General features: G+C 39.6%; 22 protein-coding genes. 10 read left to right on the top strand and 12 right to left on the bottom strand.

Annotation, left to right across the window (positions count from 1 at the left end):
* Positions 1-2: 2 nt before the first annotated feature.
* The 3 genes from E0E36_RS27485 to E0E36_RS27475 all read right to left on the bottom strand — a co-directional run bounded on the left by E0E36_RS27485 (position 3) and on the right by E0E36_RS27475 (position 2,273).
* Complete coding sequence (locus E0E36_RS27485; RefSeq protein ID WP_130858584.1) at positions 3-722, bottom strand: hypothetical protein; 720 nt, start codon at positions 720-722, stop codon at positions 3-5.
* 370 nt (positions 723-1,092) lie between these two features.
* Positions 1,093-1,587: a 6,7-dimethyl-8-ribityllumazine synthase gene (ribH, locus tag E0E36_RS27480; protein WP_013668444.1), complete on the bottom strand. Its 495-nt coding sequence runs from the start codon at positions 1,585-1,587 to the stop codon at positions 1,093-1,095.
* Positions 1,588-1,619: 32 nt separating this feature from the next.
* On the bottom strand, positions 1,620-2,273 hold the full coding sequence (locus tag E0E36_RS27475) for a tetratricopeptide repeat protein (protein ID WP_013668443.1): 654 nt from the start codon (positions 2,271-2,273) through the stop codon (positions 1,620-1,622).
* 184 nt (positions 2,274-2,457) lie between these two features.
* Here E0E36_RS27475 and recF point away from each other — a divergent pair, with 184 nt between their 5' ends.
* Complete coding sequence (gene recF / locus E0E36_RS27470) at positions 2,458-3,555, top strand: DNA replication/repair protein RecF (protein ID WP_130858583.1); 1,098 nt, start codon at positions 2,458-2,460, stop codon at positions 3,553-3,555.
* 245 nt (positions 3,556-3,800) lie between these two features.
* Positions 3,801-4,091 (top strand): DciA family protein, encoded by a 291-nt coding sequence (locus tag E0E36_RS27465; RefSeq protein ID WP_013668441.1) that lies wholly within the window; start codon positions 3,801-3,803, stop codon positions 4,089-4,091.
* Here the strand turns inward: E0E36_RS27465 and E0E36_RS27460 are convergent.
* Genes E0E36_RS27460 through E0E36_RS27450 form a run of 3 tightly spaced genes read right to left on the bottom strand, consistent with a single transcriptional unit; the run spans position 4,086 to position 6,309 of the window.
* Positions 4,086-4,598 carry a shikimate kinase gene (locus tag E0E36_RS27460; protein WP_130858582.1) on the bottom strand — a complete coding sequence of 171 codons (513 nt, stop codon included), beginning with the start codon at positions 4,596-4,598 and terminating at the stop codon, positions 4,086-4,088. The genes E0E36_RS27465 and E0E36_RS27460 overlap by 6 nt on opposite strands.
* Positions 4,599-4,611: 13 nt before the next feature.
* Positions 4,612-5,796 carry a BT_3928 family protein gene (locus tag E0E36_RS27455; protein WP_130858581.1) on the bottom strand — a complete coding sequence of 395 codons (1,185 nt, stop codon included), beginning with the start codon at positions 5,794-5,796 and terminating at the stop codon, positions 4,612-4,614.
* A gap of 6 nt (positions 5,797-5,802) precedes the next feature.
* Positions 5,803-6,309, bottom strand: coding sequence for a DUF1599 domain-containing protein (locus E0E36_RS27450; protein ID WP_242627412.1), 507 nt, complete (start codon positions 6,307-6,309; stop codon positions 5,803-5,805).
* Between the two features lie 281 nt (positions 6,310-6,590).
* Between E0E36_RS27450 and folP the strand changes: the two genes are divergently transcribed.
* Together folP and E0E36_RS27440 are read left to right on the top strand one after the other, a co-directional pair.
* The gene (gene folP / locus E0E36_RS27445) at positions 6,591-7,448 is read left to right on the top strand and encodes a dihydropteroate synthase (RefSeq protein ID WP_013668437.1); all 858 of its coding nucleotides are present in this window, start codon (positions 6,591-6,593) and stop codon (positions 7,446-7,448) included.
* Entirely contained in the window at positions 7,441-8,466 is a 1,026-nt protein-coding gene (locus tag E0E36_RS27440) for a WD40/YVTN/BNR-like repeat-containing protein (protein WP_130858580.1), read from the top strand. Before folP ends, E0E36_RS27440 begins: the two co-directional genes overlap by 8 nt.
* 96 nt (positions 8,467-8,562) lie before the next feature.
* On the opposite strand, the gene E0E36_RS27435 is transcribed toward E0E36_RS27440, so the two are convergent.
* Together E0E36_RS27435 and E0E36_RS27430 are read right to left on the bottom strand one after the other, a co-directional pair.
* Positions 8,563-9,708, bottom strand: coding sequence for an MFS transporter (locus E0E36_RS27435; RefSeq protein WP_130858579.1), 1,146 nt, complete (start codon positions 9,706-9,708; stop codon positions 8,563-8,565).
* Between the two features lie 59 nt (positions 9,709-9,767).
* Positions 9,768-10,886, bottom strand: coding sequence for a M42 family metallopeptidase (locus E0E36_RS27430; protein ID WP_013668434.1), 1,119 nt, complete (start codon positions 10,884-10,886; stop codon positions 9,768-9,770).
* Between the two features lie 256 nt (positions 10,887-11,142).
* On the opposite strand from E0E36_RS27430, the gene E0E36_RS27425 reads away from it, so the two are divergent.
* Positions 11,143-11,985 carry an alpha/beta fold hydrolase gene (locus E0E36_RS27425; protein ID WP_130858578.1) on the top strand — a complete coding sequence of 281 codons (843 nt, stop codon included), beginning with the start codon at positions 11,143-11,145 and terminating at the stop codon, positions 11,983-11,985.
* Positions 11,986-12,134: 149 nt separating this feature from the next.
* Positions 12,135-13,103, top strand: coding sequence for an isopenicillin N synthase family dioxygenase (locus tag E0E36_RS27420; protein WP_013668432.1), 969 nt, complete (start codon positions 12,135-12,137; stop codon positions 13,101-13,103).
* A 108-nt stretch (positions 13,104-13,211) separates the two neighbouring features.
* Here the strand turns inward: E0E36_RS27420 and E0E36_RS27415 are convergent, their stop codons facing one another.
* Positions 13,212-14,648, bottom strand: coding sequence for an NAD-dependent succinate-semialdehyde dehydrogenase (locus E0E36_RS27415; protein WP_130858577.1), 1,437 nt, complete (start codon positions 14,646-14,648; stop codon positions 13,212-13,214).
* 238 nt (positions 14,649-14,886) lie between these two features.
* Between E0E36_RS27415 and E0E36_RS28130 the strand changes: the two genes are divergently transcribed.
* The 4 genes from E0E36_RS28130 (at position 14,887) to porN (ending at position 19,150) form a co-directional block, all read left to right on the top strand.
* Entirely contained in the window at positions 14,887-15,894 is a 1,008-nt protein-coding gene (locus E0E36_RS28130; RefSeq protein ID WP_130858576.1) for a DUF4271 domain-containing protein, read from the top strand.
* Positions 15,895-15,915: 21 nt separating this feature from the next.
* Positions 15,916-16,680 carry a uroporphyrinogen-III synthase gene (locus E0E36_RS27405; RefSeq protein WP_013668429.1) on the top strand — a complete coding sequence of 255 codons (765 nt, stop codon included), beginning with the start codon at positions 15,916-15,918 and terminating at the stop codon, positions 16,678-16,680.
* 297 nt (positions 16,681-16,977) lie between these two features.
* Positions 16,978-18,273: a T9SS ring complex lipoprotein PorK/GldK gene (gene porK, locus E0E36_RS27400; RefSeq protein WP_013668428.1), complete on the top strand. Its 1,296-nt coding sequence runs from the start codon at positions 16,978-16,980 to the stop codon at positions 18,271-18,273.
* Positions 18,274-18,283: 10 nt separating this feature from the next.
* Positions 18,284-19,150 carry a type IX secretion system ring subunit PorN/GldN gene (gene porN, locus E0E36_RS27395; RefSeq protein WP_130858575.1) on the top strand — a complete coding sequence of 289 codons (867 nt, stop codon included), beginning with the start codon at positions 18,284-18,286 and terminating at the stop codon, positions 19,148-19,150.
* 65 nt (positions 19,151-19,215) lie between these two features.
* Here the strand turns inward: porN and uvrC are convergent, their stop codons facing one another.
* From uvrC to porW, 3 genes are read right to left on the bottom strand one after another with little or no spacing between them, the layout of a single operon-like run.
* Entirely contained in the window at positions 19,216-21,015 is a 1,800-nt protein-coding gene (uvrC, locus tag E0E36_RS27390) for an excinuclease ABC subunit UvrC (RefSeq protein WP_130858574.1), read from the bottom strand.
* Positions 21,016-21,017: 2 nt separating this feature from the next.
* Complete coding sequence (locus E0E36_RS27385) at positions 21,018-23,258, bottom strand: transglycosylase domain-containing protein (protein WP_130858573.1); 2,241 nt, start codon at positions 23,256-23,258, stop codon at positions 21,018-21,020.
* A 14-nt stretch (positions 23,259-23,272) separates the two neighbouring features.
* Positions 23,273-26,176: a type IX secretion system periplasmic lipoprotein PorW/SprE gene (porW, locus tag E0E36_RS27380; RefSeq protein WP_130858572.1), complete on the bottom strand. Its 2,904-nt coding sequence runs from the start codon at positions 26,174-26,176 to the stop codon at positions 23,273-23,275.
* Between the last annotated feature and the right edge of the window lie 63 nt (positions 26,177-26,239).

Raw genomic sequence — 26,239 nt, 5'->3', positions numbered from 1 at the left:
AGCTATGGTTTTGAAAATTTATCAGATTCTACGTTAATAAGGGCGGAAACAATGGGGAATTTTATAAAAAAGCCATCGTTTGTATCTGTAAAGGTAGTAGCAAGGGTGAGTCCGCCTCCTACATCTTTGAAATCAGATGTCACAAAATTGTATTTAATATAGCCACCCTCGTCCAGTGTTTGCCATTGAAAGATCCGACCCGTATTGGTATCGATGTATATTTTTGTACGGAATTCTGCGCTATCTGTAGGTGACTGTCGAATTTCAATTACGTTGTATCGAACGCTTCCTATTAGCTCGGCTTCTTTTACGGTGAGTAGGGACGATTCTGTCAGATTCCTGGGCGGAAATAACCAAAATGTTTCTGTATTAAAGGCATTGATTATGGAAGAAATTAGAAGAGCCGCCGAATCACTATTGTTTATTGTTTTATTATCTACAAAGGCTCTGCCTTTATTATTTTCCGTATTAAATAATGCAATAATTTTCTGCTCTTGCTCATTTGTTCCCTCAAAACGACAGTTGCCGGTGTTTCGATCCCATATATATGCATGTTCCCGGGAGAGTGTTTTGTTTAGGTTCGATTTACAGCTAAACATAAAGTAACGAGCTTCATTCCAACCTTGTTTGCCACCCAGCCCCTGCCATATTAGATCAACTATTTGATCCTTGGTTTGGGCAGAAGTTTGTTTTTCGGAAAAGAAGGAAAGTAAAAACAGCATTAAAAAAAAAGCATGTTTAATCTTTAGAATACACATTTTCCTTTGTTTGTTAATTTATATGCTAAATTTCCAGGTTCGCTATAAATCATAGGTGAACTAACTGAAAAAACTTGGCACATTATTCGGGAACAAGTTATGCGTTAAATTGTTTCAAGCGAGGGTATTTAAGATTAAAAACTACCGCTTATCGTAGCCTTTTTGCCTTCGGATAGGAGTTGTAAGCCGGACATGTTTTACGAGCGCAGCCCTGGGATAAAAGCATACCTAAAGCGAGCACTAACATATAAATCAGTAAATTTCTCATGATCCATTTATTATATAAAACACGTAAACATAGCCTAAATATAGGTAATTTACAAATATTTTATAGCTAAGCTTGTATTGATTTGCTCAAGTTGGCCATTTGAATGGCAGTAACCGCTGCCTCTTCGCCCTTATTGCCATGTTTACCTCCCGCTCGTTCCAACGCTTGTTCCAATGTGTTGGTAGTGAGTACGCCGAAGATGACCGGTTTATTGTGTTTCAGGGATACATTTGTAATACCATTTGCTACGGCATCGCATATGAAAGTAAAATGCGGAGTATCACCCTGGATAACACAGCCTATGCATATTACTGCATCAATTTGCTTTTTACGCAGAATAATATCGGCGCCGGCGCTTAATTCATAGCTCCCAGGTACGTTCAAGATGTGAATTTTATGATCAGCGGCGCCTTGTTTCAAAAGCAGATTGTATGCGCCTTCTAAAAGGGGAGAGGTCACTTGTGCATTCCATTGTGCAACAACAATAGCAATCTCCAAATCGGATGCAGAGCCCACTTCAATATGGGAGAAGTCAGACAAATTTTTTAAGTTCGTTGCCATTTAAATAGTCTCAGTCGTATAATCGCACAAGATTAACGGGCTTCACATCGAGCAATATAACCATCAATGATAGAAGCTTCATAGCTCTGTGGGTAGTCTTTTTTAATTTTTTGGTAATTCTCTAATGCCGATTTATAATCGTTTTGTGCTTCGTACACCAAGCCCAATTTTTTTAGAAATAAAGGAGCCGTAAAAGAGTTGTCGCTCTTACTTGCCGCTTTTTTGTATTGATCGGCCGCCTTTTTATAGTCTTTTAATTCAGTGTAGGCGTCACCCAATAGACCTGTTACCAGCGGGTCTATAATTGGGCTTCCGGTATCTGAATATTTTGATAAGGCATTGACAGCTTCCTGGTATTTACCTTGACGCAAATACAAACCACCTAAGTACGCATTCGCCACATTAGCCGATTTTGTGTTCGAATATTCTTCTGCAATTTCTTTAAAGCCAGGGTAAGAACCATCTCCGTCAATCGCTCTATTCTGTAAAGAATCTACCATAGCGTACTCTTCTGCCTTAAACATTTCATTGGTAGCTCTTTCTGCCCTTGGTGCCAGATAGAAACGTTGATAACCGATATAAAGTAAAATTAAAACAACAATTCCAATGGCAATAAATGCTAGACTCTTTTGATTATCGCGGATAAAACTTCCTGTTCCGCCGTTTTTTGTATTATTAACGCTCACGTTATTTTTTGGTTAATTTGAGTTCAGTTTTTTAAGATTGCAAAAATACATTTTTAAACCTTAGATACAAGAACCTAAGGTAAAAGATTTTTAGCAGAGGTATAAGCCCGTATCCCATCCAGCTTATAACCTCGCCTTCCAACCTAATTTGTGTCTTGCTGCTTATTTATCTATGTTTGTACCTATGTGGGTTAAAGAATTAACGGTAATCAATTTTAAAAATTATGAAGAGGCGTCGTTGACATTTGCACCTGGCGTAAATGCTTTCACCGGTGATAATGGTGCAGGGAAAACGAATATTTTAGATGCATTGCATTACCTTTCCTTGTGTAAGAGTTACTTTAACCCAATAGATTCGCAGCAAATCAAACAACAAGCTGACTTTTTTATGGTACAGGGTGTGTTTGAAAAGGGCGATCAGGAAGACGTTTTAGCTTGTAGCTTAAAACGAAACCAAAAAAAACAATTTAAGAAAAATAAAAAGGATTACCAGCGCTTAGCCGATCATATAGGCGTATATCCCTTGGTAATGATTTCTCCTAATGATTCTTTTATTATTTCAGAAGGAAGCGAGGAGAGGCGTAAGTTTATAGATAATGTCATCTCACAAACGGATAATCGATATCTGGACGATTTGATCTTATATAATAAGTATCTTCAAAGTAGAAATAGCTTATTGAAGCAACAAGCGTTGAGCAAAAACTACGATGATGATTTATTAGCAGTATATAATGAACAACTAGTTTTGGTAGGTGAGCAGATTTTTGAGAAACGTAAACTTTTTATTAATCCCTTCATAGAAATTTTTAACAAACACTATCAATACCTTACCAATGATACCGAACCAGTTGAGCTGGTTTACGAATCGCAGTTGTTTGAGAACAGGTTTGTCGATTTGCTGAACAACACGTTATCAAAGGACCGTGCCTTGGAACGAACTACGACAGGTATCCATAAGGATGATTTGTTATTTACTATTCATGGGATGCCATTGAAGAAGTTCGGTTCACAGGGGCAGCAAAAGTCGTTTTTAATTGCATTGAAGCTGGCACAATATAGCTTTTTGCGCGAAAGAAAAGGATTTAAGCCTTTGTTACTGTTAGACGATATTTTTGATAAATTAGATGACAAGCGTACCAGAAAGTTAATGGAAATGGTTTCCCACGATGATTTTGGGCAGATTTTTATTACTGATACCAGTGCTGAACGTGTTCGAAATACCTTTCATGGAATTGATGTTGACGTTCGTATTTTTGAGGTTTCCAACGGAAAAATACGATAACGGAGGCCAATAATGCAAACTAGCTAATATGTCAGTTAGCGTTTCGGTTAATGTTGAAAACTTTTGCTTAAAATGACTAGTCTATTTGTAACTTTGACGTCAATACGTGAGCCAATAATAGTTTTTGATACGAATGACAAGCGGAAATAAAAAGAATAGGTTGGCTTAATCTTTTGGTCAAATAAAAAGCCATCGTTGAGCAGGCTTTGCTATATTTTGACATCAATATTTTATCCAAATTACAAATGGGCCGTACAAATGATAAGACATTGAAAGAAGCGATTAGTCAATACCTAGACGCATTGAAACTGCGGCGGAAATTTGATGAAACTTCTATATTGGCTGCATGGCCCGACTTAATGGGAACTGCGATCGCCAATCGCACGAGACAATTATTTATACGGGACAAGAAGCTGTTCGTAAGAGTAGAATCGGCTGTTATAAAAAATGAGCTGATCCTGATGCGTTCTCAGATTATAGGCAAACTTAATGAATATGTAGGCCGAGTAGTAATCGAAGATGTAGTTATTCTATAAGTTCAAGTTTTTTATAAGCTCATCAATATTGAGATCGATGACATTGATATGATGATGTGCTTGAGCATAATATGGATGCCGAACGAGCATTCGCTCATTGATGAATTCAAAAATTTGTTCTTCACTCAAATCCTGTATCAATGGTCGTTTATGTCTTTTGCTTGCGGCTAATCGTTTCGCCAAAGCGGCTGTGGGGATTTGCAGATAGATCGTGATGCCATTTTTATTCATCCATTCCATATTGTCGAAGAAGCAAGGCGCTCCACCTCCAGTCGCTATCACTGCAGCTTCGGGAGCCGAAAGATTTTGTAGGATATCTCTTTCTTTGACACGAAAAGCTTCCTCTCCATGCTTCTTAAAATAGTCAGTAATGGACATACCTGCCTGCTCTACGAAAGTTTCATCTAAGTCTATGAATTTTCTATTTAACGCTTGGGCCAGCTTTTTACCATTCGTAGTTTTTCCAACACCCATAAAGCCCACTAGGAAGATATGTTTTTTTAACATGAAATATAACTGCTTATTCTAAATGTTCAAAATATCGTTTGGCTAAGGTTTCAAAAGTAGGAAGCGTGCGATAGTGCCACTTTTTGACAACGACGCCATCTTTAAGTAAAATGATACCGGGATTCGCCCGTACCATGCTTTTTAGAGGAACCGCATCGGCAAAAAAGGTTTCTGCATAAAGTTTAGTCTGATGGTCAAGTTCGCTCACGTCTTGTGCTGTACTAGCCGTGAGTAGCACCGCTCGAACATTATACTCTTCCGAAGCCCGTTTCGCAAGATCATTCACTTTATTCAATGCCTTTGGATTTGTCTGATCAAGATTATAGGCAACAAATATCAGGTTGTAATAAGGGTTTTCAATGATTTCCTTTGTATAATCAACACCCTGAGCATCGGTTATACTCAAATCTTTAATGGGGGCTTGATATCCCTCTTTTATTAAACGGCTTGTGGGTTCGCCTATAACTTCCCAATTTTCATCTTTCCAAAGCTCCTGCTGAAGATAAACCTTATCTGTCACCGATTTGGTCTCCTGAGTCGTTTTATTTTGAAGTGTATAGGTGATTTCATATTCATCCAACGGTGCTCCTTTGGGAACGTGCATCAAGGCAGGTAGATTATTTCCTTCTTTATAAGGGAGGAAATCGATGAAGGGTAAAAAACTGTAAGTGTAAACTCCAATTCCTATGCTTAGAACAATGGCAGCCGAAAGGGTAAGTGCTTGGCTGATCTCATTGGAAAACAGAGGCTGTATTTTTTTTCTGTTCAAAAAAATAATGAGAATGAAAAATGACAGAATCAAATCCTTGCTAAAAGACTGCCACGGTGTCAGTTTTATAGCATCGCCGAAGCAGCCACAAGAAGTTACTACATTGAAAAATGCCGAATAAAAAGTAAGAAAGGTGAAAAACACTATAAGTAGCAGTAGGCCGAGAGCCACCTTTTTGCTATATAAGCCGAAAAGCAATAAAATTCCGAGCACTATTTCCAAACTGCATAAAACAATGGCAAAAGCAACGGCATAGTTGTTAAGGAATGCTACATGAAAGACCTCAAAATATTCTTGAAGTTTGTATGAAAATCCTATCGGATCATTCGCTTTGATTAATCCGGAGAAAACAAATAAAAAGCCAACGAACAAACGGGAAAATATCAATAGAAAGGAACTTTTATGTTGCTTTACGGTTGTAGCGTTCATAGCATTTTATATGTTTGGAACTTGTTCTTCCTCCAGGTGCCTTAATTTTATAAGTGCGAAAACGGAGTAGTTAAGCATATCCTGATAATTAGCTTTTACGCCCTCAGAGGCAAGAGTTAATCCGCTGTTATCCTCAATTTGTTTTACCCTGAATATTTTCATCAAAATCAAGTCAGTGAGTGAGCCGATACGGAGGTCTCTCCAAGCCTCACCATAATCGTGATTTTTTGAAAGCATTAGCTCTTTTGTTTCGTTAATATATCGGTCATACAATTCTTTCACTTTTTCAATAGGCAAATTCTCCTCTGTATCGGCCGGCAGCTCGAGTTGAATCATGGCAATTATACAGTAATTGATAATACCAATGTACTCAGACGGAATATCATCGGGAATTTTGGCGAATTTGTTTTCTTCAATTGTCCGGATCCGTTGGGCCTTAATGAAAATCTGATCGGTAACAGAGGGCAGCCGCATAATGCGCCAAGCCGTCCCATAGTCCGCCGCTTTTTTCACAAACAGATCTCTACACTTGCTAATTATTATCTCGTATGCCGTCTTCTGCTTGAAAAAAATCCTGTTCACGTGTATTTATCATTCTCTTAAGTCTTGCAAACCTAACACAAAAAAAAATCTATTTCGAATATATCGAATTGAAATTTAAAAAAACACATCGGAATGTAAAAGCCCCTTGTCAGAAATCAATTTATTGCATGATAATCGCTTTTTCTCTAAGTTTGCAAAAGATAGTCGATCCTAAGCATTAACTCGGGTTCAATACCTGCTCAATTAGATATATGAAATTTTGCAATGTAGGCGGTAAATTGTTGGATTTCCACATACCCAAGATAATGGGGATACTCAATATGACACCCGATTCTTTTTTTGATGGTGGAAAGCATAACAACCTTAATAATGCATTGGATAGAGTGGGAACGATGTTAGAAGAAGGGGCGGATATAATAGATGTTGGTGCTTACTCGTCGCGACCTGGTGCACGCGTGGTGGATTTCCAAGAGGAGTTGGACCGATTACTACCAATAGTTGATGCTATTCGAAAAACTTACCCAAACGCTGTTTTATCCATTGATACCTTTCGTGCGGATGTTGCTATCGAGGCAGTTAAATACGGTGCTCATATAATTAACGACATTGGAGGAGGAAATCTTGACGAAAAAATGTTTACTACTATCGCCAGACTGGGTGTTCCCTATGTACTTATGCACAGTAAAGGGACGCCCGAAACCATGCAAAATGAAACCGCTTATCAAGATCTGATAAACGATATTACCAGTGATCTAACAAAGAAGATAGAGGCGTTGCGTTCAGCAGGGGTCAAGGATATTATAGTTGATCCCGGCTTCGGTTTTGCCAAAACATTAGAACAGAACTATCTGTTACTGAGTAGGATTGAAGAGTTGAGAGTCTTGGGGCTTCCCATATTGGGTGCCGTGTCGAGAAAATCAATGATATATAAGCTGTTAAATAGCAGTCCTCAAGAAGCATTAAACGGAACCAGTGTATTAAATACAATCTTACTGTTTAAAGGCGTTGAAATGATCAGGGTACATGATGTTAAAGAAGCGGTTGAAGTCAGAAAACTCGTCATGAAAACCCGTGCCGGTGAAGCTAAAAGGAGTTCATACTATGAATAAATTTATACTATCTTTTATTTTTTTTATTGTTATAGATGCCGCAAAAGGTCAGCAATACAAGCTAGAGAAACTGCAAGAAGGAAACGAAGTCAGCTTCAGAGGAATGTCTATTCCAAATGACAGTGTGGCTTGGATTACCGGAACGAAAGGAACCATCGCGAAAACAACAGATGGAGGCAAAAACTGGACTTGGCTAATTGCCAAGGGTTACGAAGATTTCGATTTTCGGTCAGTAGTGGCTTTTTCAGATAAAAAAGCGGTTATGGTAAATGCGGGAAGCCCTGCTGTCATTCTATTAACTGAAGATGGAGGAGAGTCGTGGGAAAAAGTGCATAGTTACGATATCAAGGAGATATTTTACGACGGCATGGGGTTTTGGGATGAGAAAAGGGGAATCGTATTTGGCGACCCTATAGAGGGGAAACTTCAGCTTGTCGCGACAGAGGATGGTGGACGTACTTGGCTAAATATTAGTGACGAAGCTAACGTCCAAATGAAAGCAGGAGAAGCGGGCTTTGCGGCAAGTGGTACCAGCATTCGAACAGTAGGAAATGGTTTAGTGTGGATTGGAACCGGTGGAACGCAAGCACGTTTGTTGTTTTCTTATAACTTCGGACAATCTTGGACGAGTTATAAAGTACCTATTGAACAGGGCGAAGCTTCGCAAGGTATATTTTCGTTAGCGATAAACGGACAAAAACAGCTCGTTGCTATTGGAGGTGATTATAAGAATTTTAAAAACAACAACAATGTAATCCAATTATCAGGCAATGGCATAACATGGAATGCACCCAAAACCAGGTTGTCTGGCTTTAAATCCTGTGTTGAATTTATTAATGATACGTTAGTTATTGCAACAGGCACATCAGGCACCGATCTTTCCATGGATAGCGGACAATCATGGAAATTAATGGATGAAAAAGGTTATAATGTGGTCCGATCTTCCGAAAGCGGCCGTTTTGTTCTGTTAGCAGGCGATAAAGGAAGTATTTATCGGTTAGTGGAACCAAATAAATAGTTTTTGAACGATGGAAGAGTCGGGAATGATCATTTTGAATCTCTATTTCCATTAACTATCAACTAACAGGTAATTATTTCTGTATAAAATTAATACCTACTGCCGTTTCGTATTAATAAGAATATTGCATAAGATTAGTATGCTAATGCCTATACAGAATATATTCCAACCGCCCATATGAAACAGAAAAATCCCAATAGCTGATCCCGCGGCACCTCCTATAAAGGTGGAGGTCATAAATACAGTGTTGAATCGATTTCTAGCGTCCGGTTTTAACGAATAGATGAGCGTTTGATTGCTAATCTGTAAAGCTTGATGACCTATATCTATTAAAACGATGCCTATGATGAGCAGGATTATTTTACTACCCGTAAAATAAAAAGCAACATATCCAAGTAGTTGTGCTAATAAACCTAATAAAGATATCTTTTTAACAACCGCTATACTTCCGCTACTTCGCTTACCAACCAAAGGGGCTGCCAATGCACCGGAGGCCCCAATAATGCCAAATAAACCGATCTGAACTGTATTGTATTCAAAGGGCTTAGCCGATAAAAATAAAACCATAGTAACCCAAAAGGCACTCATGCTGGCAAATGATATGGCATTGCTGATCGATGCGATTCGTAGTTGCGAAAATGTTTTTACATAGTAGATAATCGATAACATAAGCGATTGATAAGTACCGTGGTAGGTAGGCTTGCTTTTCACAAATACCCTTTGCATGATTAATACTAGGAGAAAGCAGATAGTGGCGGCTGTATAATACATTTGTCGCCAACCGAAAGTGTACCCAATATAGCCACTTAATGATCTGGAAGAGACAATGCCTATCAACAGCCCTCCCATTACCAGGCCGATCACACTGCCTCGTTTTTCCTCGGGAGCAAGGCTGGCCGCTAGCGGAATAATCAGTTGCGGGACAATCGAAAACAATCCGATGAGAAAGCATAGTACCTGTAGAAGAAGGAATGATTTTGTAAAGGCCGCACCGAGGAGGACAATAACGGAAAAAGTGGTTGTAACGATAATCTGTTGTTTCTTTTCCAATAGGTCACCTAGCGGAACAAAGAGTAACAGACCTGCTGCATAACCTAATTGGGTAATATAAGTAATGCTTCCGGCTTCTGCCTCCCGTATACCAAAATCGTCTGCTATAAGAGGTAGCAGAGGTTGGCAATAATACAGGTTAGCAACGACCAAGCCGCAGCAAATGGCCATAAACAACGTGAGGTACTTCATTAAGATATAGCTAAGCATCTCGTACGCCTAAGTGATATAGGCATACGAGTGCAATTAAATTATTTGGCAAAAGTTCTGAAGTCCTGATCAGCTTTGATATTTAAAAGTACTTCGTATATTAATCGAATTACATTATCAACATCTTCTTTATGAATCATTTCGACCGTGGTATGCATATATCGGAGTGGGAGAGATATGAGCGCCGATGGCACCCCCCCATTAGAATAGGCGAAAGCGTCTGTGTCGGTACCGGTTACTCGTGAAGAAGCCTGTCGTTGGAAAGGAATTTTCTTTTCAATGGCTGTATCGATCAGGAGCTTGTTTAAGTTAATTTGAATTGACGGCGCATAAGAGATGACGGGACCTTTTCCGCATGCCAAATCACCTTGTGTGATTTTGTTGATCATCGGCGTCTGCGTGTCATGCGTCACATCCGTTATAATAGCGAGATTAGGTTTAATGGTTTGGGTGATCATTTCGGCACCGCGTAAACCAACCTCTTCTTGTACCGCATTTACAATATATAAAGAGAAAGGTAATTTCTTTTTGTTTTCTTTCAGCAATCTGGCAACTTCTGCAATCATAAGACCTCCGGCCCGATTGTCGAGCGCACGGCCGACATAGTAACGGTCGTTCAATAACATGAACTCATCCTCATAGGTAATAACTGATCCCACATGAATACCCAGCGCTTCAACTTCTTCTTTGCTTGTACAGCCACAATCGAGAAAAATGTTTTTTAAAGAAGGCGCTTCTTCTTTTTCCCCGCCTCTGGTATGAATGGCAGGCCAACCAAATACAGCCTTGACAACGCCCTTGTCGCCATGTATATTCACGCGTTTAGACGGTGCAATTTGATGGTCAGAGCCGCCATTCCTGATAACATAAATGAGACCGTCATTTGTAATATAGTTAACAAACCACGAAATTTCATCTGAATGAGCCTCTATCACCACCTTATAAGTAGCCTTTGGATTAATTACTGCTACCGCCGTGCCATAGCTGTCTGTAAATGTTTCGTCTACATAAGGTTTTATATAATCTAACCAAATACGTTGCCCTTCCCATTCGTAGCCTGTAGGTGAAGGATTGTTTATGTACTTCTCGAAAAAGCGCAGAGCTTTTTCATTGACAATTGCAACCGGATGCTGATCGGTATTCTTTTTTGATTTTGCCATATATGTGATAATGTTCCTTAAAAAAGGCTTAATACTGTAAAGTTAGCAAAAGTACAAAGTTTTAATTAATTACGTTCGTCGATCACCGTCACGTAGGCAACCGGATTGGGTCTTTAATAGGATGTTTCATTCGGGAAACATTAAAGGTCTTTCTCTATATCGTAATTAAAGAATGGACCCCACGTATGGGTGTGACTTACAAACATTTTAGTTTTCTCTGCGTTATTGGAAGAAACTCACCTTCAAGGTAAAAAATATGAATTTCATAGAAAGGTTTGATCAGGGAAGTCAAGATCGCATTATTTTATGCTACGAAGACATAGGAGAGGGTCAGCCTCTTGTGTTTATTCACGGATGGCCGTCCAGTCATCTAATGTGGGAGCCGCAGGTGGACTTTTTTGTTCAGCAAGGTTTTAGGTCCATCGCCTATGACAGAAGAGGTTTTGGCATGTCGTCCCGTCCATTACATGGTTATGATTATGATACGCTGGCTGATGATTTGAATGATATATTGGTGCAGCTTGATTTACACCAGGTGATCTTAGTCGGATTTTCAATGGGTGGAGGTGAAGTTGCTCGATACTTTACTCGTTATGGTAGCAGTCGGATTCATAAGGTTGTGTTACTTAGCTCTGTTACACCTTATATGCTTAAAACTGCTGATAACCCGGATGGTCTGGAGGCAAAGGTATTTAATGAAATGATTGACGGGCTCGTGAGCGATCGACCTGCCTTTTTGGAAAGCTTCTTTAATGATTTTTTTGGTGTTAATTTGGTTAATAAACCGGTAAGTAAAGCGATGTTGGAATATCAAATGTCGATTGCACTTACAGCGTCTCCCATAGCCACCAAGCAATGCGTAAAAGCTTTTTCGGAAACCGATTTCCGTGATGACCTAGCTAATATTTCGGTTCCCACGCTCATCGTTCATGGCGATGCCGACAAAATTGTTCCGGAAGATATAAGTGCTAATGTGGCTTGTACATTAATAGCAAATTGCCAATTTATTCTTTATCCAGGTGCCCCACATGGTCTGTTTTTGACACACAAAGAAAGATTGAATAACGATTTGTTGTTATTCTTTCGTGATTCGCTGTGATAAGTTTAAGGTGTATTGATACGTCTTCTCAATAGATGTATATAGGAGATTAAATCGCTGATCATAAATCAGATAGTTGGAATATTTTCTTCATCATTCACATATTTAAAAAAGCTTCGTATCTTTAATTTCGATTAAGAGCCACCAATATGCTGAATACTACAATTAATATCCCTCGTCTCAACCTGTTAGATTTTACAGAAGGGACCGCTGAACAACGGAAGCAATTTTCTGATGATATCGGGAAAGCTTTTACAGATACCGGGTTTGTCACTGTTGCCAATCACGGAATGAACAAAGAACTCATCGATGAATTATATGAAGTTGTTAAACAGTTTTTTGCTTTACCGGAAGAGGCAAAGCGTGCTTATGAGATACCCGGTTTAGCTGGACAGCGTGGTTACACAGCAAAAGGCAAAGAAAAGGCAAAGGATGCGAAGACCCCGGACTTGAAAGAATTTTGGCAGCGCGGCCAAACGATTATTGGCGATGAAACGTTGAGAGCATCGTATCCTGAAAATGTAGAAGTACGGGAGCTACCGCGCTTTAATGCTGTAACAGAGGAAGTTTACCGTCGTCTGGAAACTGCCGGACGTGCGTTATTAAAAGCAATTGCCGGTTTTTTGGAATTGGAAGAGGATTATTTTGAAGACAAAGTCATTAACGGCAATTCCATCTTGCGCGCGATACATTATTTTCCTATTGAAAACCCGGATGAGATAGCGCCCGATGCCGTTAGGGCCGGGGCGCACGAAGATATTAATTTAATTACCTTACTGATAGGTGCGAGTGCAGATGGATTAGAGGTACTAACAAGAAACGGTACATGGTATCCGGTAAAAGCATATGGCGAGGATATTGTCGTTAACGTTGGGGATATGCTGCAAAGACTTACTAACAATAAGTTAAAATCTACAACGCATCGCGTGGTCAACCCGCCTAAAGAGCTCATGAAAACCTCACGTTATTCTGTGCCATTTTTTTTACATCCTAAAGCTGAAATGAGTCTGGCTGCTTTAGAAAATTGTGTCGATGCAAGCCATCCTAAGATTTATCCGGATTGTACCGCTGGTGAATATTTAGATGAACGACTCCGGGAGATTGGGCTGAAGATGTAGTTTAAGGTGTAAAGTATAAGGTTTAGATATGAGGTATTAGGTGTTAGGTAGGTGAAAACTTAAGAAAGCCCTCAAATCCTAACGCCTAACGCCTAACTCCCATCCTCCCTAAACCCCAAAACACAAATATTTTATTTCCATATATTCTTCAAGTCCGTATTTGGAACCTTCGCGGCCAAGCCCGGATTCCTTTATGCCACCAAATGGTGCAACCGCTGTTGAAATGGCTCCTTCGTTTATACCCACCATACCGGCCTCCAATGCTTCTGCTACACGCCAACAACGTTTAACGTTTTCACTGTAAAAGTAAGCAGCAAGCCCAAATTCAGTATTGTTCGCCAGATTTATAGCCTCTTGTTCCGTTTTAAATCGAAATAGGGAGACGATCGGACCAAAAGTTTCTTCATGTGCAATCTTTGCATTTAAGGGCACGTCACTTAGCACAGTCGGTTCAAAGAATAAATTAGCGATGGGTTTTCCACCTGTAAGCACTATTGCACCCTTTTTTACAGCGTCTTGTACATGGTCTTCAACCTTTTTTAGTCCATTTTGATTGATTAACGGGCCAACTTTTACTCCTTTTTCTAAGCCATTTCCGACTTTTAAATCCGCAATGGCTTCACTTATTCGCTGCGCAAACTTTTCGTAAATTGCATCCTGCACCAAAAATCGGTTTACCGCGACACAAGTTTGGCCCGAGTTTCTGAATTTTGAGGCAATAGCACCTTGAACTGCCAACTCTATGTTTGCATCATCAAACACAATAAACGGTGCATTTCCTCCAAGCTCTAATGAGATTTTTTTAATAGTAGATGCAGCTTGTTGCATAAGCGTTTTACCAACCGCAGTTGAGCCGGTAAAAGATATTTTTCTTATGGCGGGACTGGTACATAAAAGCTTACCGATACCAGCTGAATCCTTTCCCGTTACAACATTAAGTACGCCTTTTGGCAAGCCGGCCTCTACTGCGAGACGAGCAACGGCTATGGCTGTAAGTGGTGTTTGAGAGGCTGGTTTTAATACAACCGTACAGCCAGCGGCCAGTGCCGGTGCCACCTTCCTAGTTACCATAGCTAAAGGAAAATTCCAGGGAGTAATAGCGGCACTAACGCCCACCGGCTGTCGTAATGTCACAATTTGTTTATCATTCGTAGGCGATGGGATGTGATCACCGTAGGCACGATACGTTTCTTCTGCAAACCAACTAACGAATGAGGCACCATAGTTTACCTCAATTCTGCTTTCTTCCAATGGCTTACCTGACTCCATCGTTATAATTTCCGCTATTTCTTCGGTGTGCTTGATAAGTAAATCATACCATTTCTTTAAAACAGTACTGCGTTCGGCAATCGAAGTCGCTTTCCACGATATCCAAGCCTCCTCAGCAGAATCTATAGCTTGCTCAATGTCTTTAGCTGTAAGATCAGTTACGGAAATGATCGCTTCGCCTGTTGCAGGATTGATAACATCAAATGTTTTTCTTCCGGTTATTGGCTCGCCATTTATAAATGCGGCACCATTAATCAATTTATTTCTTGTTTTCATTTCGTAATCTTTAAAGCGGTTTTAACACCTCAAATAGCCAGCGGCTCAATATAATCGTTATAAAGTTAACACTAATTTCGTTTCTTGGTTTTTGTCTATAGAACCGATTATGGCGATCGAGGGCTTCTAAATACGTTTATTAAATGATTCCATTGATGAAGCTAGCTAAAGTATCGTTTTGTCTATTTCTTTTAGCTGGAAACAACTAACTTTGCAGCTTAAATCCGATTCAATATAGATGCTAAAAATTCGGCTGGTTTTTCTATTACTGTTTAGTTTTGCTTTTTTTTCTGCCATTGCCGTTCAGGACACGTCGTCACGTAAACCAGTGCCTCTCTCTTTGAAGTACCTAGTAAGAGACTCAGCCCGTTTTGCACGGGCCATTGAAAAGCAGCGTGTTAAGGACTCGCTAGAGCGAGTTGCAGATTCACTGGCGCTAGTCCGTGATTCGATGCGTATGCACTATATAAAACCCCTTGCTCGCGGAAGTAAGAACCAATTTTTAGATAGTTTGAGAAAGGTTTACATTATTACGGATGGGAATACACTTGTATGGGGGAAAAATATTAACTACAGCGGAAGTAAGCAACTGGGGGTACGAAAGGTACATCGGCCTCGGTGGGTTTTATATACTGTATTTTCCCTGTTCTTGTTTTTTGCACTCATTAGAATGTTTTTTATGAAAGACCTAGAAGCAATAGCTACGTCTTTTTATAGTAATAGAGTCCTTTTGCAGGTTAGTAAAGAAGATAATCTAATCACGTCTTGGCCTTTCGTGTTTCTATATCTATTATTCGGATTCACCATTGGACTTTTTTTGTATTTGTACGTTTCGTATGGCCAGCTTCAACTGGGATATTCGGAAATAGGTCTTTTTTTTACTATTACTGCGCTTGTATTGATGCTATTTGTCGTTAAAATATTAATAACCCGAGCAATCGGTTTTGTATTTGGTATTCAAAAACTTGTGAGAGACTATATTTCTATATTATATTTAAGTTATTTTAATGCTGCTATAATTTTTCTTCCTTTACTTTTGGTATTGAGTTTAGTGCCGACAAATCATGTAAAAGTTTGGATACTAGTTTCTTGTGCTGTAGGTCTTTTTGTCTTTGCTATGCAGTTTTTGCGCGCCTCAAATACCGTTTTAAAAAGCTATCAGTTTTCAAAGTTTTATTTATTTATTTATCTTTGCACCCTCGAAGTTGGTCCAATACTTATTTTGATCAAGTTATTAGGCATTTAACCGAAACAAAAATAAACACACGTGGCAGCAGAAGATAGAGAAAAAAAAGTAAAAAGCATCTTAGTAACCTTACCGAGACCTGAGAATGATAAATCGCCTTATTTTGCTTTAGCTAGCAAGTATAATTTGAAGCTGGATTTCAGAGCGTTTATTCATGTTGAGGGTGTTCCGGCTAGAGAATTTAGGAAGGAAAGGATTAATCTGGCCGATTTCACGGCAGTGATTTTTACCAGTAGAAATGCTGCGGATCATTTTTTCCGGATTTGCGAAGAGATGCGGTATGAGGTTCCGGCCGACCTTAAGTATTTCTGTTTATCGGAAACAATAGCACTTTATCTACAAAAGTACATCCAATACAGAAAGCGGAAAATTTTCTTCGGTAAGCAGACTGCCCAAGATTTGGAAGAAGTACTCAAAAAGCATGCAAAGGAGAAATTTTTGTATCCTTGTTCGGATGTAGCCAATGAAGAAACGCAAAATTGGTTACAGGAAAACGGTTATGATTTTACTCCTGCAGTATTATTCAGAACTGTTGTAAGTGATCTGTCTGATCTTGCAAATGTGTTTTACGATATTATTGTGTTTTTCAGTCCATCAAGCATTCAATCACTATTTGAGAACTTTCCTGACTTTAAACAAAATGATACGCGTATTGCTGCTTTCGGACCCAGCACCCATCAAGCAATAGCCGATAGAAATTTGATACTAGATATTGCCGCACCTACACCTGAAGCTCCAAGTATGACCATGGCCGTTGAACAGTACATTAAGAAAGTTAATAAGTAGTATCGTTTTAGAAAACTGAAATAATATATAGTAGCAGAACCTTTTAGGTTCTGCTTTTTTTATGGCTTATTAAATTGAAGTAGAAATTTGATAACCTTATTCGTTTGCATCGAATTACTTTTCTATTTGTAATTCAGTTAGTCCATCCCTGAAGAATCTGTCGGTTCAAATAATGAACAAAATGAACAAAGTTTAGCCTGATAAGTCAAATTATATTTGTTACAAGGCTGTAATGCGTTCTAAGAGCTGCTTTACTTTTGCTGATTGAGTGATTATGAGGTGGTTATAATGATCAATATGAGGAAAATTTACTATTGTTGTTTTGCGTTGTTGTCCTTTTTTGTTTGTGCGTGTGGTAATCGTAAAGCAGGCGGTGAACTTACAGGTGTTAGACTGAAAGGACTTAAATCGAGTAAGGCCCCAAAAGGAATGGTTTTTATTCCTGCTGGAAGCTTTATAGCCGGTCAGTCTGATGAAGATATCACCAGTGCACAAATCGCACAAAACAGGCAGTTTACACAATCTGCTTTTTTTATGGACGAGACTGAGATTTCAAATAGTCAATATAGGCAGTTTGTCAATTGGGTAAGGGATTCCATCGCCATCACCCAGTATTTAAATGATCCTTCTTATTTTATACAGGGAAAGGAAGGTGATAATGCGGGGCAACGTTTTATCGATTGGCAAAAGGTAGGGGACGGCAATGGTTTATGGGGAAAGAAGAATGATAATAAAGATGCCTTAAATCAGATGTACTATCAGGGAGATGATCGCATTTTTGGTCGAGACGAGTTAGATGTACGTTTGCTCAAATATCATTACGAAATTTATAATCATCGCATGGCCGCCGCTAATAAAAATAACAAAAACATGCGACGCTCGGATTTTATTATTCGCGATACGATCGGGATTTATCCGGACACCTTGGTATGGCTAGCCGATTTCTCTTATGCTCAAAACGAACCTATGGTAGAAGGATATTTTTCGCATCCGGCTTTTCAGGATTATCCTGTGGTGGGAGTCAATTGGCGACAAGCGAGAGCGTTTGCTGTATGGCGTACTCGTTTATATGAAAATTACGCCCAAAGGGTTGGCCTTTCTCGATTAGCTCGCTTATCGTACGAATTACCTTCAGAACACCAATGGGAATACGCAGCTAGGGGAGGACTAAATGGAGCCCCTTATCCGTGGGGCGGACCAACTATCCGAAATGCAAAAGGGTGTTTAATGGCAAATTTTAAACCTGGCAGAGGGAATTATGCGGATGATGGAGGTGCTTATACGGTGCCTGTACACTCTTATTTTCCCAACGACTATGGACTTTACAATATGGCAGGAAATGTGGCAGAATGGACAGCCTCTTCATTCGAGGAATCGTCATCATCGTTTATCCACGATATGAATCCAACGTATTCATATGAGGCGAAAAGTAATGATCCTGAAATACTTAAACGGAAAGTTGTTAGAGGTGGGTCGTGGAAGGACATTGGTTACTTTTTACAGAACTCTACCCGAACTTATGAGTACCAGGATACAGCCAAATCTTATATCGGGTTTAGATGTGTAACTTCATACGCGGGACGCGATTTATAGAACGATAGATATGAAACGACTATTTTTTACTTGCATCGGTTTATTGGTTCTATGTCAGGCATATGGACAACAGGAAAATTTATCGAACAGCGTTACACCGATACAGGATGGACCGCCGGTAGACGGCTACTATGTTAAGTCTGACATCGAGAATAGGAAAGTGATTCCTTATTCGCACATAAGAAGTGTTGACGTAATGTATAGTAAACGAGTATGGCGTGAAATTGATCTGCGCGACCGGTTAAATGCTAGTTTCGCTTCTCCTAAATCGCGGCTCATGGATATTTTGATGGAAGCAATTAAAGCCGGTGAGCTGACAGCCTATGATCCTACACCCTCTAAGGACGATCCAAACGGCGACAGCTTTAAAACAACTTTAGATCCGTCTAAGCTAATGAGCAACTTGGCTGATAGTGTATTTGTTCCTGAATTTGATGCTGAGGGCAACCAGATCGGCGGGAGTTTTCAATCAGGTGAATTCAATACTGATAGCGTGTTAAAATTCAGAATCAAGGAAGATTGGATATTTGATAAGCAACGATCGGTTTTTGAACCCCGTATTATTGGGATTGCACCTTTAGTTTCCGTGAAGGCTGCTGATGTTTATTTAGACCCACAGCCAGCATTTTGGGTATACTTTCCAGAAGCTAGACACATATTGGTAAATAAAGAGGTAGTAAACAGAAACAACGATGCTACCGGTTTAAGCTATGATGATGTGTTTACAAAAAGGATATTCGCTAGCTATATCGTTAAACAATCAAATCCTGAAGACCTGCGAATTAAGGATTACAAAGAAGGAATTGATAAGCTATACGAATCGGAACGCATCAAGCAAGCCTTGATGGATTACGAGCACGATTTGTGGAGTTATTGATATAACTTTTTAGGATTAGCTATTAGGTGTTAGTTGTCCTTTTTAAGTATTAACAACGGAAATCGTTAGCTGTTAAAATACGCTAGTACCGCTTCGGCTTGTTTTGTATTGACCACTTCCATAAGCTGGTCTTTGGATGCTTCCTTGATTTTTTTTACAGATTTAAAGTTTACTAACAACTTCTCTGCACTCGTTCTGCCAATACCGGGAATTTGCTCTAATTCCGTTTGGAAAGTTTTTCTGCTGCGCTGGTTTCTGTGGAAAGTGATCCCAAATCGATGGGCTTCATCACGTAAATGTTGTATGATTTTTAAAGTTTCCGACCTTTTGTCAAGATATAAGGGATACTGATCTCCGGGGTAGTAAAGCTCTTCTAAACGTTTAGCAATACCGATAACCGTAACTTTTGATTCGATACCTAGTGTTTTAAGGCTTTTTAAGGCTGCCGATAATTGTCCTTTACCTCCGTCAATAATAATTAGTTGCGGTAATGAACTACCTTCATCTAACATGCGTTTATACCGACGGAACACAGCTTCTTCCATCGTAGCAAAGTCGTTCGGGCCTTCAACAGTTTTAACATTAAAATGCCTATAATCTTTTTTAGACGGCTTGGCATCTTTAAATACGACAATTGCTGATACAGGATATTTACCCTGAAAGTTCGAATTATCGAAACATTCGATGTGTTTAGGTAATACATTGAGCCGTAAATCCTCTTTCATCTTATTAAGCAGCCGTTCTGTTTTGAGCTCCGGATTTAACTTTTCATACTGGTCCAAGCGTTCCCGTTTGAAAAAACTTACGTTTTTATAAGAAAGGTCCAATAACTTTTTCTTATCGCCTAACTGAGGAACGGTCTGTTTGAAGTTGGGGCTTTCAATGTCGAGGTTAAAAGGAACGATAATTTCTTTGGATGTACTATTGAAGCGGGTGCGAAGTTCCTGAACGGCTAAGCTGAGCAATTCCTGATCACTTTCATCTAATCTCTTTTTCAGCTCAAGAGTTTGCGTTTGTATAACCGTTCCGTTCATTACCTTTAAGAAATTAACAAAAGCATATCCTTCTTCAGAGGCAATATTAAACACATCTACATCGTTGATGGTGTTGCTTACGATCGTAGATTTACTTTGATAATTACTCAGAAGCTCTAACTTTTGCTTAAGAACATGTGCTAACTCGAACTGGAGATTATTGGTGGCATGTTCTAAATTGGCTTTTAATTGCTTGAATACGACACCGGTTTTCCCATTGAGGATATCTTTTATACTTTCGATATTCTGATTATATTCTTCTTCTGTTTGGTACGCTTGGCAAGGACCTTTACAATTGCCGATTTGATATTCCAAACAAACCCGAAATTTCCCTTGTTCAATATTGTTAACCGTTAATGGTAGGTTACAGGTACGCAGTGGAAAAATTTCTTTGATTACACTTAAAATGGCGTGCATCATCCCTACCGAAGCGTAGGGCCCAAAGTATTTTGAACCGTCTTTAATAATTTTACGTGTCCAGAAAATTCGAGGGAAGCGCTCATTTTTAATGACAATCCACGGGTAAGTTTTATCATCTTTTAAGAGAACATTATACCGAGGTTGATGCTTTTTGATAAGGCTGTTTTCCAATAGCCACGCATCGATCTCCGTATCTACAATAGTAAAGGAAATCTTGTTGATCTTTCTAACGAGAACACGTGTTTTCGCATTGTGCAGGTATTCGTCTTTAACGAAGTAAGAGCTTACTCGATTTTTTAAGTCTTTGGCCTTCCCAATGTAAATGAGCGTACCTTGCTTATCGTAATATTGATAAACACCGGGCTTATGGGGTATTTTTTTTAACTCTTCCCTGTAGTCAAATGTGCCCATAACTAAAAATCCAGCCGATCGTCAATCTTACCTTCCTCTTCTGAAGGGTAGTCATATTGGTATTTGCCACAGTCCAGTTCCCGTTGCAGGCCACCTGGCGGCAGTTCAAAATCACCCTGACTATATTTTAAATTCTTGTCGGCGTATACTTTTTGCATGAAGAGGGCAAACATCGGTAATGCGGCATTAGCACCTTGGCCAAGCCTAGTGCTGCTAAAGTGTATACTTCGCTCGTCGGCTCCTGTCCATACCCCACTTACCAACTGCGGTGTTACGCCAATAAACCAGGCATCGGAGTTAGCTTGGGAAGTACCGGTTTTTCCGCCGATCGGATTAAGCAATTTGTATTTCCATCGAATTCGGCCGCCGGAGCCACTTTGCACCACACCTTTCAGCATATCAACCATAACATAGGCTGACTGATCGTTCATGACCACTTTGACTTTTTTCGTGTGTTCGTAAATCAGCGCACCATTCTTGTCCTCGATGCGTAAGAGATAGATAGGTTCTGTCCAAACCCCGTGATTTACAAAGGTAGAATAGGCGCCTACCATATCATAAACAGAGGCATCAAAAGTTCCCAGGGCGATGGAGGGGTAGGCTGGTACCTCCGAAGTGATGCCCATATTTTTTATCAAGTTAGCTACATTCTGCGCACCAACACGTTGGATAACATCGGCTGTAGCCCAGTTTTGCGAATGCGCTAATGCCGTTTTAAGGGTAATAGGACCGGCAATTGTACCCTCACTTTTCGGTGCCCAGCCGTCGACATTAATGGGCGTATTGGGCACTTTAAAGCAAGGTGAATAGCCATTGTCAATAGCAACTGCATAAGTAAAAGGTTTTGCCGTAGACCCAACTTGACGTGTTCCCATTTTGACTTGGTCGTATTTATAATGCGAGAAGTTAATGCCTCCAACCCAAGCTTTTACATGCCCGGTTTGCGGCTCCATCGACATCATGGCATTCCGCAAAATCAGTTTGTTGTATTTGATAGAATCAAGCGGCGTCATGGTGGTGTCCAAATCGCCCTTCCAACTGAACACGGTCATTTTAACCGGTGTATTGAAATTCTTCTTAACTTCATCTTCAGAAAGGTCACCTTGTTTTAACCATCTGTAGCGATCCGATTGTTTTACCGCTCTATCGATCAGGGTTTCCAGGCCTTTAAATGGGTCTCGACCCTTATATTGGTTGTTGAAAGTTACTTGCAACTCGCGCATCATTTCCTTTTGGGCCTCTTCGGCATAGACTTGCATTCTCGAATCGATGGTGGTGTAAATTTTCAAACCATCACGATCCAGGTCGTATGGGGTACCATCCGCTTTAGTGATCGATAGCTTATTAAATATATTCTTTATGTCGCTTTTTAATACAGCCCTTAAATAAGGCGCAACACCGTCACCATATACATTTGGTCGGAATGCGAGTCCCAGCGGTTGTTCTTTATAGTTTGCAGTTTGTTCGGCTGTAAGAAAACCTGCTTTTCGCATATTTTCCAAAACAGTATTTCGTCTATTCAATGAATTTTTGGGATAGCGGATAGGTGAATAAATACCTGGTCCTTTTAACATTCCGACTAAAACGGCCGCTTGTGGTGCGGTCAACTTCGAAGGAGTTGTATTGAAATACGTACGCGCTGCGGATTTAATGCCATAGGTGTTATAGGCTCCGAAGTCGACCGTATTCAAATACATGGTTAATATCTCCTCTTTGGTGTAATTACGTTCTAAACGTACTGCTATGATCCACTCCTGGAGTTTTTGAATAAATCGTTTGGAAAAGGAACGTGCTCTTCCTTCCTCTTGAAACAGATTTAAGGCCAATTGTTGCGTAATGGTGCTTGCGCCTTGTTTCTTGCCAATAAGGTTATAAAAGAGTATCGTGAAAGTACGCTTGAAATCAATACCGGAGTGAGTATTAAAGCGAATATCTTCCGTCGCAATCAGTGCTTGAATGAGAGCCGGTGATAATTCTTTATAAGTAACATTCGATCTATTTTGGACATAATAAGTGCCGAGAACGACGCCGTCGGCTGAGATAATTTCGGAAGATAAGTTGCTTTTAGGGTTTTCGAGGTCCCTAAAGGAAGGTAACTCACCAAATAAGCCAAGGCCTACACTTGTAAGAAACAAGAAACCTAATATAATGAGTCCTACAACCAATTTCCAAAAAGAAAAGGTGTAGCGTCTAATGTCGTTGTTTGTTAATTTATTGTTTTGCTTTTTTGTGTTTCTTTGCATTTTTCTATATGCCTTTAGCGTTGTTCCTGATATTTGATGAAATAATCATTCACTTTATCGAAATCATCGAGTCCTTGCAGAAATTGCTCTGTTATAAGGAACGTATTATAACTCGCTGATGGTATTTTCATAATATTTTTTAATTGTGTTACCATTTTCTCGGCATAAGCGTTTGCCTCGTCATAGGTGAAAAATTTGCCAATATACAACAGCTGTAATTCATCATCAATCTTTTTTAGTTGATGGATTAGGTTTTTTGAAGGATACTGCCCTCGGTTAAATTGACCAATTCCATATCGAGAGGGACTTAGATTTACGTTTGGATGTTGTACGTTGATAACGAAATAGTACACTGCCGAATCCGGTAAAAGGGCCAAATCCCTATAACTATTGACATGTTCACCAGGCTTATATTCCGCCACTTGAATGCTTCCTTGAAGATTCACTTTTTTATTGAAAGGAGTTACCTGAATGCCTGGTTGATTTTTAGACAAATTTCCTGCCAAATTTCGACGAGGAGTAGGAGTAGGCGCAGCCATTTCCCGATTAAAGGCCAATTCGGGCCACTTAGTGAGAATAGGTTCATCTACAAATTGCTCTCTGCCTGCTTCAATGTCCATTATTGCGACTTTCCTCTCCTGCAAAGATAGTCTATTCGAATCAATATAGCTTAGATGTTGTTCTATTAGAGGTGTAATCAATTCATTATTAGGATAATCGGATTTAATTTGTTTTAATTCTTGTTCAAAAGTGTCTAATGGGCTCGTTCTGCCAATTGCCAATGCCTTTAGATAGGCCAATTGAGCTGCAATAGCGGGTCTATCATCTCCGTCTATAAGGGTGTTAATGCTATCGGTTAATGCAATCACTTGGTCGAACTGTTTTTCCCCATAAAGTGTATATACTTCGCCATAAAGGTTGTTCAATGTTTGTGATTCCTGATTCAACTTATTGAGGTAATCAGGATCTTGAATAACTTTGGCATAAATTGACTGTGGAGAAGAAGACAGGAGCTGGTTTTTATAGCGCGAGCTTTTCTCGAGCTCGCCTAGCTCGCTATACAACCTGTAAAGATTATAGTTAATCAGATCTTTTTCTGTCAACTGTGGAAAGCGAGCTAATAACGTGGTGTAAACTTTGGCGGCAGCTTCTTTATCTTGTAGGTTATCGCGGTAAATTTCGCCCAGCTTAACATAAGCGTAAATTATTTTCCGGTTAGACTCTTTTAAAGACTCTTCTGTCAAGGGAATCGCCTGAATAAAGTTTTCCTTTTCCGCTAATGCGGCCAACTCGTTCGTCATCGAATCTTTCTTGATCTCCAAGAGCTCTGTCTCGTTGGCATATGACGCATCCGTACCCTTATTTTTAAAACGCCAATTATCTTCCAATGAACGATTGCCCCACCGTCTTCGAAAGGCACTGAGCCCACTGCTTACGGCTGCCGGATTATTGAAATAGAAGCTTGTTGAAGTCGCCCCCTTATTCGCTGCATCACGAAGGGGTACATCGTTAAAGTTTAGGTTTTGCGTTTGATTGGCTGATACATTTGTCTGAGCAACGGATTTTTCTTGAAGTTTTCGGTGCTCAAAGATACTGTCTATTTTTTTTACTCTGGCCTCATCCGGTAATTTTGCCAGCATTTGAAGGGTGTCTTGTGTGGAAATGGTATTTAAATGAAGCACTAGCTCATCTAAGTGGCTGACTTTTGATCGAATCAGTTCATAGTTCGGAAAATTGGTGTCTATAAGCGTTGAGGTACTGTCATAATAAAGTTTCGATTTTTCATAGGCACCCTGTTCAAAATAAAGATCGGCCATCTTCAAATAGGTGAGGGCTCGCTGAAAATTATTGGTACTCTGCTCTTTTAATGATGAATTGAAACTTTTCAAGGCTTCTTCTTTCTTTTCTGCCTGCAGATAGGTCTCGCCTATGATATAGTGGATTTGGTCAGTGAACCCCCTGTTTTTATCGTCTTTGAGCATCCTTTTAAGCTTGGATATGGTATTAACATACGAGGAGTCCCCCTCATTTTTTTGCATAAAGACCTCATTCAATTGTGCGTTGAAAGCCATTTCAAAAGAAGCGTTGCTTTTGATAACCCGCTTAAAATGAGCCGAAGCTCCAACGTAGTCTTTTTGCTTTTGCAATAATTGACCTAGCAGGTAATGCCAGCGTAATTTCTCTTTCGCGTCCTTACTTTCGTCAATAGCTAGATTAAGCGACTGTATCGCATGGTCAAGGTCGCCAGTTTCAATGTCATATTTAGCTCTTGTTGCGTAAGCCAAGGCCGAAGTGTGTTTATTTCCGGCGGCGACACTAAAAGTAGAATCCAGTACTTTTGCGGCTTGCTTTACATAGCCAATTTGGAGAAGTGCCCGACATTTCCAGGCCAAAGACGCTTCTAGTAGCTCGGTTTTACCTGGAGTTACGGTATTGATTACATAGGAAAAAAATTCGGCGGCGTTGTAATAGTTGCCCTTTTCGTAGTTAGCTCTTGCCATGATAAAATAAGCATCATCTATATACTTGCTGTCGCTCTTATCATTGATAATAGTAACTGCTTTCTGTATAACAGAGTCCATCAGTTTGGCATTTGAGGGAATACTCGCTTCATTCGGTTCAATAAAAACCGGCAATGGATGTTGATAATTGGGCTTTGCCAAGCTAATCCGGTTTTGTTCCGCATCATGCAATATTTTTTTTGAATTATATAGAATATTGAACTTGGTGGTAATGTTTTGCATCAAGTCTGTTTTTACCCCCTTTTCTTTTTTATTAAGGAAGCAGCTCGATAAGAATAGTACGCTGATAAACAGGATATGGAATGTAATTTTAGGCTTTTTCAATGGATAATTGGTGGATAAAATGGTTTCTGGAAAGATATAATGCGGATTTATGCTTCTGCGTCGATGAGTCATCAATTTAAAAATATATACAAAGTTAAATCTCTTTTGCTAATCTGAAAATCTTATTATAACTCC

The sequence above is a fragment of the Olivibacter jilunii genome, assembly GCF_900607235.1.
In the GTDB taxonomy this organism is placed as follows: Bacteria; Bacteroidota; Bacteroidia; order Sphingobacteriales; family Sphingobacteriaceae; genus Olivibacter; species Olivibacter oleidegradans.
Note: the sequence above shows the minus strand (reverse complement) of the source record. Positions and strands in the feature narration are given on the sequence as shown.

What these genes read in the sequence shown, in the direction of transcription:
- E0E36_RS27485 (WP_130858584.1), bottom strand. Translation starts at nt 722, where the DNA reads ATGCTGTTTTTACTTTCCTTCTTTTCCGAAAAACAAACTTCTGCCCAA.
- ribH (WP_013668444.1), bottom strand. Translation starts at nt 1,587, where the DNA reads ATGGCAACGAACTTAAAAAATTTGTCTGACTTCTCCCATATTGAAGTG.
- recF (WP_130858583.1), top strand. Translation starts at nt 2,458, where the DNA reads ATGTGGGTTAAAGAATTAACGGTAATCAATTTTAAAAATTATGAAGAG.
- E0E36_RS27465 (WP_013668441.1), top strand. Translation starts at nt 3,801, where the DNA reads ATGGGCCGTACAAATGATAAGACATTGAAAGAAGCGATTAGTCAATAC.
- E0E36_RS27460 (WP_130858582.1), bottom strand. Translation starts at nt 4,598, where the DNA reads ATGTTAAAAAAACATATCTTCCTAGTGGGCTTTATGGGTGTTGGAAAA.
- E0E36_RS27455 (WP_130858581.1), bottom strand. Translation starts at nt 5,796, where the DNA reads ATGAACGCTACAACCGTAAAGCAACATAAAAGTTCCTTTCTATTGATA.
- folP (WP_013668437.1), top strand. Translation starts at nt 6,591, where the DNA reads ATGAAATTTTGCAATGTAGGCGGTAAATTGTTGGATTTCCACATACCC.
- E0E36_RS27440 (WP_130858580.1), top strand. Translation starts at nt 7,441, where the DNA reads ATGAATAAATTTATACTATCTTTTATTTTTTTTATTGTTATAGATGCC.
- E0E36_RS27435 (WP_130858579.1), bottom strand. Translation starts at nt 9,708, where the DNA reads ATGAAGTACCTCACGTTGTTTATGGCCATTTGCTGCGGCTTGGTCGTT.
- E0E36_RS27430 (WP_013668434.1), bottom strand. Translation starts at nt 10,886, where the DNA reads ATGGCAAAATCAAAAAAGAATACCGATCAGCATCCGGTTGCAATTGTC.
- E0E36_RS27425 (WP_130858578.1), top strand. Translation starts at nt 11,143, where the DNA reads ATGAATTTCATAGAAAGGTTTGATCAGGGAAGTCAAGATCGCATTATT.
- E0E36_RS27420 (WP_013668432.1), top strand. Translation starts at nt 12,135, where the DNA reads ATGCTGAATACTACAATTAATATCCCTCGTCTCAACCTGTTAGATTTT.
- E0E36_RS27415 (WP_130858577.1), bottom strand. Translation starts at nt 14,648, where the DNA reads ATGAAAACAAGAAATAAATTGATTAATGGTGCCGCATTTATAAATGGC.
- E0E36_RS28130 (WP_130858576.1), top strand. Translation starts at nt 14,887, where the DNA reads ATGCTAAAAATTCGGCTGGTTTTTCTATTACTGTTTAGTTTTGCTTTT.
- porK (WP_013668428.1), top strand. Translation starts at nt 16,978, where the DNA reads ATGAGGAAAATTTACTATTGTTGTTTTGCGTTGTTGTCCTTTTTTGTT.
- porN (WP_130858575.1), top strand. Translation starts at nt 18,284, where the DNA reads ATGAAACGACTATTTTTTACTTGCATCGGTTTATTGGTTCTATGTCAG.
- uvrC (WP_130858574.1), bottom strand. Translation starts at nt 21,015, where the DNA reads ATGGGCACATTTGACTACAGGGAAGAGTTAAAAAAAATACCCCATAAG.
- E0E36_RS27385 (WP_130858573.1), bottom strand. Translation starts at nt 23,258, where the DNA reads ATGCAAAGAAACACAAAAAAGCAAAACAATAAATTAACAAACAACGAC.
- porW (WP_130858572.1), bottom strand. Translation starts at nt 26,176, where the DNA reads ATGACTCATCGACGCAGAAGCATAAATCCGCATTATATCTTTCCAGAA.